The 6,507-nt window shown below is 62.5% G+C and carries 8 protein-coding genes; 6 read left to right on the forward strand and 2 right to left on the reverse strand.

Annotation, left to right across the window (positions count from 1 at the left end; translation table 11 throughout):
* Positions 1-174 precede the first annotated feature (174 nt).
* Both rpsR and rpsF read right to left on the reverse strand, forming a co-directional pair.
* The gene (gene rpsR / locus RTX98_RS01800; protein WP_173190471.1) at positions 175-423 is read right to left on the reverse strand and encodes a 30S ribosomal protein S18; all 249 of its coding nucleotides are present in this window, start codon (positions 421-423) and stop codon (positions 175-177) included.
* Positions 423-920, reverse strand: coding sequence for a 30S ribosomal protein S6 (gene rpsF / locus RTX98_RS01805; RefSeq protein WP_189501438.1), 498 nt, complete (start codon positions 918-920; stop codon positions 423-425). Before rpsF ends, rpsR begins: the two co-directional genes overlap by 1 nt.
* A gap of 373 nt (positions 921-1,293) precedes the next feature.
* On the opposite strand from rpsF, the gene fabD reads away from it, so the two are divergent.
* The 6 genes from fabD to RTX98_RS01835 all read left to right on the forward strand — a co-directional run.
* Positions 1,294-2,235 (forward strand): ACP S-malonyltransferase, encoded by a 942-nt coding sequence (gene fabD, locus RTX98_RS01810; RefSeq protein ID WP_312794159.1) that lies wholly within the window; start codon positions 1,294-1,296, stop codon positions 2,233-2,235.
* A 44-nt stretch (positions 2,236-2,279) separates the two neighbouring features.
* The gene (gene fabG, locus RTX98_RS01815; protein ID WP_312794161.1) at positions 2,280-3,017 is read left to right on the forward strand and encodes a 3-oxoacyl-[acyl-carrier-protein] reductase; all 738 of its coding nucleotides are present in this window, start codon (positions 2,280-2,282) and stop codon (positions 3,015-3,017) included.
* 181 nt (positions 3,018-3,198) lie between these two features.
* Positions 3,199-3,435 (forward strand): acyl carrier protein, encoded by a 237-nt coding sequence (locus RTX98_RS01820; RefSeq protein ID WP_189501441.1) that lies wholly within the window; start codon positions 3,199-3,201, stop codon positions 3,433-3,435.
* Between the two features lie 85 nt (positions 3,436-3,520).
* A complete protein-coding gene (fabF, locus tag RTX98_RS01825; RefSeq protein ID WP_312794163.1) occupies positions 3,521-4,780 on the forward strand; it encodes a beta-ketoacyl-ACP synthase II in 1,260 nt (419 codons plus the stop codon).
* Between the two features lie 108 nt (positions 4,781-4,888).
* Complete coding sequence (gene mltG, locus RTX98_RS01830) at positions 4,889-6,067, forward strand: endolytic transglycosylase MltG (protein WP_416223047.1); 1,179 nt, start codon at positions 4,889-4,891, stop codon at positions 6,065-6,067.
* A partial coding sequence (locus RTX98_RS01835; protein ID WP_312794165.1) for a YicC/YloC family endoribonuclease occupies positions 6,064-6,507 on the forward strand: 444 nt, incomplete at its 3' end. The genes mltG and RTX98_RS01835, both read left to right, overlap by 4 nt.

The raw sequence follows: 6,507 nt of genomic DNA on the forward strand, positions 1-6,507 counted from the left end.
CCGAAACGGCGAAGATGGCGTTGAGCCGCGAAAGAAGGACAGGATGGTTTGAACCACCGGTGACGCTGTCCTGCCTTGCGGCAGTTAGGGCCTTAGGCCCAACTCGGATTTTGCTTACTCTCCATCCGCCGATCGGAAGGAGAAACGGGCGGCACGAATGCCGCCCGAAAACACTTACTTCACGACGTAGGGCAGAAGGCCCAGGAAGCGGGCGCGCTTGATCGCCTTGGCGAGTTCGCGCTGCTTCTTCTGGCTGACGGCCGTGATGCGCGACGGCACGATCTTGCCGCGCTCGGAAATGTAACGCTGCAGCAGGCGCACGTCCTTGTAGTCGATGCGCGGTGCGTTGGCGCCAGAGAACGGGCAGGTCTTGCGACGGCGATGGAACGGCCGGCGCGTCGGGATCTGATTGATGTCGACCATTATTCAGCGCCCTCTGCCTGAGCTTCACGAGGACGACGCGGAGCGCCGTCACGGTCGCCGCCGAAGCTGCGTGGACCACGATCACCGCCGCGATCACCACGATCGCGATCGCCGAAGCCGCCACGGCCGCCGCGGTCACCACGATCGCCGAAGCGGTCGCCGCGCTCGCGGTCGTCACGCTTCTGCATCATGGCCGATGCGCCTTCTTCGTGCTTCTCGACCTTGATGGTCATGAAGCGAAGGATGTCTTCCGACAGGCCCTGCTGACGCTCGAGCTCGGCAATCGCCGCGGCAGGCGCGGTGATGTCGATCAGCGTGAAATAGGCCTTCCGGTTCTTGTTCATCCGGTAGGTGAGGGACTTCAGTCCCCAGTTCTCAATCCGGCCAAACGAGCCGCCCAAGCCTTCGACGACGCCCTTGTACTGTTCGACAAGTGCATCGACCTGCTGCTGGGACAGGTCCTGACGGGAAAGGAACACATGTTCGTAAAGAGCCATTGTTCGCCTTTCTTCGTTTGATCTCCCGGTCCCAACGGCAAAGCCTCTGCGACATTTCGAGCCACATGAGGTGGCAGGGAAAGGCGCAACGTCGAGACGGTCGAGAGAGGAGACACGGGAGGCAGGAGACCCTTCGGCTCCACGACAGGTCCTGGCTTGCGCCAAAACACGGCCCTCCGTTCAGCCCCCAGCTGAGACCGGCAGAATGGCGCGCTTATACAGGGCGACAGGGTAAAAGCAAGCCGCGAGAGGCAAGAGCACCTGCATCTTTTCGCGTCGTTCGCCTTTTGTGATCCGGGGCCCAAGTCTTGACAGCGCCGTTGCGCTTGCGCCACACGCGCCGCCAACCAGAGGTGACCCAAAGGACAACCCGATGAGCATCGCATTCACATTCCCCGGTCAGGGCAGTCAAGCCGTCGGCATGGGCAAGGATCTCGCCGACGCCTTTCCGGAAGCGCGCGCCGTGTTTCAGGAAGTCGATGACGCGCTCGGCGATAAGCTGTCGCAGCTGATGTGGGATGGTCCTGAGGATCAGCTCACCCTGACCGCTAACGCCCAGCCGGCGCTCATGGCCGTTTCGCTTTCCGCGATTCGCGCTATGGAAGCGCAGGGGTTCGATCTTGCTTCGAAGGTTGCTTATGTCGCCGGCCATTCGCTTGGCGAGTATTCCGCGCTCGCTGCCGCCGGAACGTTCTCGATCGCCGACACAGCGCGCCTGCTTCGCATTCGCGGCAATGCCATGCAGGCAGCCGTACCGGTGGGCGAGGGTGCGATGGCCGCGATTATCGGTCTGGAACAGGATGTGGTTGAAGCGGCTTGCGCCGAAGCCGGCCAGGGTTCGGCCTGCCAGATCGCCAACGACAATGGCGGTGGCCAGCTGGTGATTTCCGGCGCCAAGCCCGCAGTGGAACATGCCGCGCGGATCTGCACGGAAAAGGGCGCAAAGCGCGCTTTGATGCTGCAGGTCTCCGCGCCCTTCCACTCTTCTTTGATGGCCCCCGCTGCCGATGCGATGCGCGAGGCACTGGCCAAAGTGCAGAAGAATGCGCCGAAGGTTCCGGTTGTCGCCAACGTCGTCGTTTCGCCTTTGAGCGACCCCGATGAAATTGCAGCACGTCTCGTGGAGCAGGTCACCGGCCGCGTGCGCTGGCGGGAAACGATCGAGTGGTTTGCCGCCAACGGTGTCACGACGCTTTATGAGATCGGCTCCGGCAAGGTTCTATCGGGCCTGGCTCGCCGCATCGACAAGTCGCTGGCAACGGCCAATGTTGGCACGGCTGCCGAGGTTGAGGCCGCGCTGGCTGCTTTGAAGTAAAGACGCAGTCCTGTTAAGGGCTTATGCGTGCGAAGGAGATGTTCATGTTCGACTTGACCGGCCGCAAGGCTCTGGTGACCGGCGCGACCGGTGGTATCGGCGAAGAAATTGCCCGCGCTCTGCATGCGCAGGGTGCAACCGTCGGCCTTCATGGCACGCGCCAGGAAAAGCTTGAAACCCTCGGCAACGAACTCGGCGAGCGCGTCAAGCTGTTCCCTGCCGATCTGAGCGATCGCGAAGCCGTCAAGGCGCTGGGCCAGAAGGCCGAAGCCGAGCTCGAAGGCGTCGACATCCTCGTCAACAATGCCGGCATCACCAAGGACGGCCTATTCGTGCGCATGTCCGATGCGGACTGGGACAGCGTTCTTGAAGTGAACCTGACCTCTGTGTTTCGCCTCACGCGCGAACTCACCCACCCAATGATGCGCCGCCGCTTCGGCCGCATCATCAACATCACGTCCGTTGTCGGCGTCACCGGTAATCCCGGCCAGGCCAACTACTGCGCGTCCAAGGCCGGCATGATTGGCTTCACCAAGTCGCTGGCGCAGGAAGTCGCGACCCGCAACATCACGGTCAACTGCGTGGCGCCCGGCTTTATCGAATCGGCCATGACCGGCAAGCTCAACGACAAGCAGAAGGACGCGATTCTCTCAGCTATTCCGTCCAAGCGCATGGGCACGGGCGCCGAGATTGCGGCAGCGGTCATTTACCTCGCCGCCAACGAAGCCGGCTATGTCACCGGCCAGACTTTGCATGTTAACGGCGGCATGGCTATGATCTGATGCGTGGAACGACAGCTTGATGTTGTCGTTCTCGTAAAATGGTTTGTGGATGGCATCTCTCGTGGTGAAAACACTGCGGAAGCTGTTGCAAACCCGGTGAAGACTATGTTTTTTCAGCTTGATTAGCGGCAAACGTGCCGCTAACCAGAGCACTCAACGAAGGAAACCCAAGGGCCCTGTCATGAGCGATACCGCAGAGCGCGTTAAGAAGATCGTCGTCGAGCATCTCGGTGTCGAAGCCGATAAGGTTACGGAGCAGGCTAGCTTCATCGACGACCTGGGCGCTGACTCGCTCGACACCGTCGAGCTCGTGATGGCGTTCGAAGAAGAATTCGGCGTCGAGATCCCGGACGATGCCGCCGAGACGATCCTCACGGTCGGCGACGCCGTGAAGTTCATCGAAAAGGCTCAGGCCTGATCGTTTTGACGAGCGGCGCGCCTAGCGCCGCTCGGTTCAACTAAGGTCGAAACTCCATCGTTTCGATTTCTCCAGGAGGACGGTCATGAGGCGCGTCGTCGTCACAGGCATGGGCCTCGTGACTCCCTTCGGCTCGGGTGTCGAGCATAGCTGGAAGTCCATTCTCGCGTCCAAGAGCGCGATCAAGACAATTGATCATTTCCAGACCGACGATCTGGCTTGCAAGATCGCCGGCGTTATTCCGCGCGGCGATGGCACAAACGGGACCTTCAATCCCGAAGCCTATCTGGAGCCCAAAGAGCTCCGCAAGATTTCCGATTTCATTCTCTACGGTATCGCGGCTGCTGACGAAGCGCTGAACGATGCGGGCTGGCATCCGCAGAATGAAGAGGATCGTTGCGCGACCGGCGTGATGATCGGTTCGGGCATCGGCGGCCTTGGTGGTATCGCCGAAAACGCCCTGATCCTGCATGAAAAGGGTCCGCGCCGCGTCAGCCCGTTCTTTATTCCAGGAAACATCATCAATCTCGTTTCCGGCCAGGTCTCGATCCGTCACGGATTGAAGGGCCCGAACCACGCGGTCGTTACGGCCTGCTCGACCGGCGCGCATGCCATCGGCGATGCGTCGCGGCTCATCCAGTTCGGCGATGCCGATGTGATGGTGGCGGGCGGCGCCGAATCGCCAGTTATTCGCCTATCGATTGCCGGCTTCTCGGCAACGCGCGCATTGTCCACCGGCTTCAATGACACGCCTGAAAAGGCGTCGCGTCCTTATGACCGCGACCGTGACGGCTTCGTCATGGGCGAGGGCGCCGGCGTGGTGGTTCTGGAAGAGCTGGAACACGCCAAGGCGCGCGGCGCCAAGATCTATGCCGAGATCGTCGGCTATGGCCTGACCGGCGACGCCTACCACATTACCGCTCCGTCCGAGACCGGCGATGGCGCATTCCGCTGCATGAGCGCGGCGCTCAAGCGGGCCAATCTCGCAGCGGCCGACATCGACTACATCAACGCCCATGGCACCTCGACCATGGCCGACACGATCGAGCTCGGTGCCGTCGAGCGTCTGGTGGGCAATGCCGCCTCGAAGATCTCGATGTCGTCCACCAAGTCGGCAATCGGCCACCTTCTAGGCGCGGCTGGCTCGGTCGAGGCGATTTTCTCGATTCTCGCCATGCGCGACAACATCGCTCCGCCCACGCTCAACCTCGACAATCCTTCCGTCGAGACGGCCGTGGATCTCGTGCCGCACAAGCCGCGCGAACGGCAGATCGACGTGGCCTTGTCGAACTCGTTCGGCTTCGGCGGCACCAACGCATCCCTCGTGATGCAGCGTTACGCCTGATACGGGGCATCTGCCCCGTTCCTCACAGGCCGAGAAGCATGAGCTGCGATTTCCGCCATATTCGGCGGTAGATTGGGCCGATTCTGCCAAGGAGCACGTTGCGACACGATGAGCATGGATCCCTACGATCAGCCGCCTGCCGCCGGGTCTCAGCCAAGCCGACCGATCGTGCCGAAATCGGCCAATGAGGCGCTGCGTCCCGAGCGCGGCCTGCCGCCTCCGCGCCGGTCCAAGGGGTCGCGCAGCCAGTTCGTGGTGTTCCTGAACTTCATCGTTGCGTGCCTGGTTCTGGCTGCTGTCGGTGGACTGGTCGTGGCCTGGTTCGGCAAGTCGATGTTCGAGGGCCCGGGTCCAGCCCAGCACACCGAACTCGTGATGATCCGCCCGAATTCCAGCAGCGCGACGATCGCCGATACGCTTGAACGCGCCGGCGTCATCAGCGACGCCCGCGTCTTCCGCATCGGCCTGCGCGTCAACGGCGCGGACAATCAGCTCAAGGCTGGCGAATACGAGGTCAAGGCCGGCGCTTCCATGCGCGACATCATGGAACTGCTGCAGAGCGGCAAGTCCGTCCTGGCGTCGCTCACTATCCCCGAAGGCCTCACCGTGCAGCAGGCATTCGCCCGCATTGCCGAAAATGATGCGTTGAACGGCGACATGCCGACCGACATGCCGCCCGAAGGTGGCCTGCTCGCTGAAACCGAGCGCTTCACCCGCGGCATGCAGCGCAAGGCGCTGGTCGACAAGCTGGTGGATCGCCAGAAGGAACTGGTCGAAACGATCTGGGCGCGCCGCCAGTCCGATCTGCCGATCAAGACGGTTGAAGAGTTCGTCACGCTCGCTTCCATCGTGGAGAAGGAAACGGCGGTTTCTGATGAGCGCCCGCGCATCGCCGGCGTTTTCATCAATCGCTTGCGCAAGAATATGCGCCTGCAATCCGATCCAACCATCGTCTATGGCCTGTTCGGCGGGGCGGGCAAGCCGGCTGATCGCGCGATTTACCGCTCCGACATCGACAAGACCACTCCCTACAACACCTACCGCATCGATGGCCTGCCGCCGACGCCCATCGCCATTCCGGGCCGCGCTTCGCTGGAAGCGGTGGCGAACCCGTCGCGTACCAAGGAACTGTATTTCGTTGCCGATGGCACCGGCGGTCATGTCTTTGCCGAAACGCTGGCCGAGCATAACGAGAACGTCGCGCGCTGGCGCACCATCCGCCGCCAGCAGGCGCAGACCGCCGGCCAGTCCGCTACGGAAGCGGAAGAAACCCTGCCGGTCGAATGACGGCGAACGACCGCTCCGGCAAAGCACCGTCCGGCCTGCAAAGCATGACCGGCTTTGCCCGCGCCTCTGCTACGCATGATGGCACGGCGATCGCTTGGGAGCTGAAATCCGTCAATGGCAAGACGCTGGAAGCACGCCTGCGCCTCGCGCCCGGCTTTGAACGGCTGGAACAACCGGCTCGCCACGCCCTTCAGCGTCGTTTCGCCCGCGGCAACATTCAGGGCCAGTTGACGATCTCGCGCCAGACCCTGCAAGCCCCGCCGGTCGTCAACGAAGCCTTCCTGCGCGACCTTGCCGGCTTGGCCAAGCGCATCGAAGACCAGTTCGGCGCCGCCCCCGCTACGTCGGCCCAGCTGCTCGCGTTGCGCGGCGTGTTGGAAGTGTCGGACGCCGCGGAGAGCGATGACGCGCGCTCGGCACTCGACGCTGCGATCCTCGCC

Source organism: Tianweitania sp., assembly GCF_032053605.1.
Taxonomy (GTDB): domain Bacteria; phylum Pseudomonadota; class Alphaproteobacteria; order Rhizobiales; family Rhizobiaceae; genus Tianweitania.

Bases quoted from the DNA above. Each gene is read 5' to 3' on its own strand.
- rpsR (WP_173190471.1), bottom strand. From the start codon at position 423: ATGGTCGACATCAATCAGATCCCGACGCGCCGGCCGTTCCATCGCCGT.
- rpsF (WP_189501438.1), bottom strand. From the start codon at position 920: ATGGCTCTTTACGAACATGTGTTCCTTTCCCGTCAGGACCTGTCCCAG.
- fabD (WP_312794159.1), top strand. From the start codon at position 1,294: ATGAGCATCGCATTCACATTCCCCGGTCAGGGCAGTCAAGCCGTCGGC.
- fabG (WP_312794161.1), top strand. From the start codon at position 2,280: ATGTTCGACTTGACCGGCCGCAAGGCTCTGGTGACCGGCGCGACCGGT.
- RTX98_RS01820 (WP_189501441.1), top strand. From the start codon at position 3,199: ATGAGCGATACCGCAGAGCGCGTTAAGAAGATCGTCGTCGAGCATCTC.
- fabF (WP_312794163.1), top strand. From the start codon at position 3,521: ATGAGGCGCGTCGTCGTCACAGGCATGGGCCTCGTGACTCCCTTCGGC.
- mltG (WP_416223047.1), top strand. From the start codon at position 4,889: ATGAGCATGGATCCCTACGATCAGCCGCCTGCCGCCGGGTCTCAGCCA.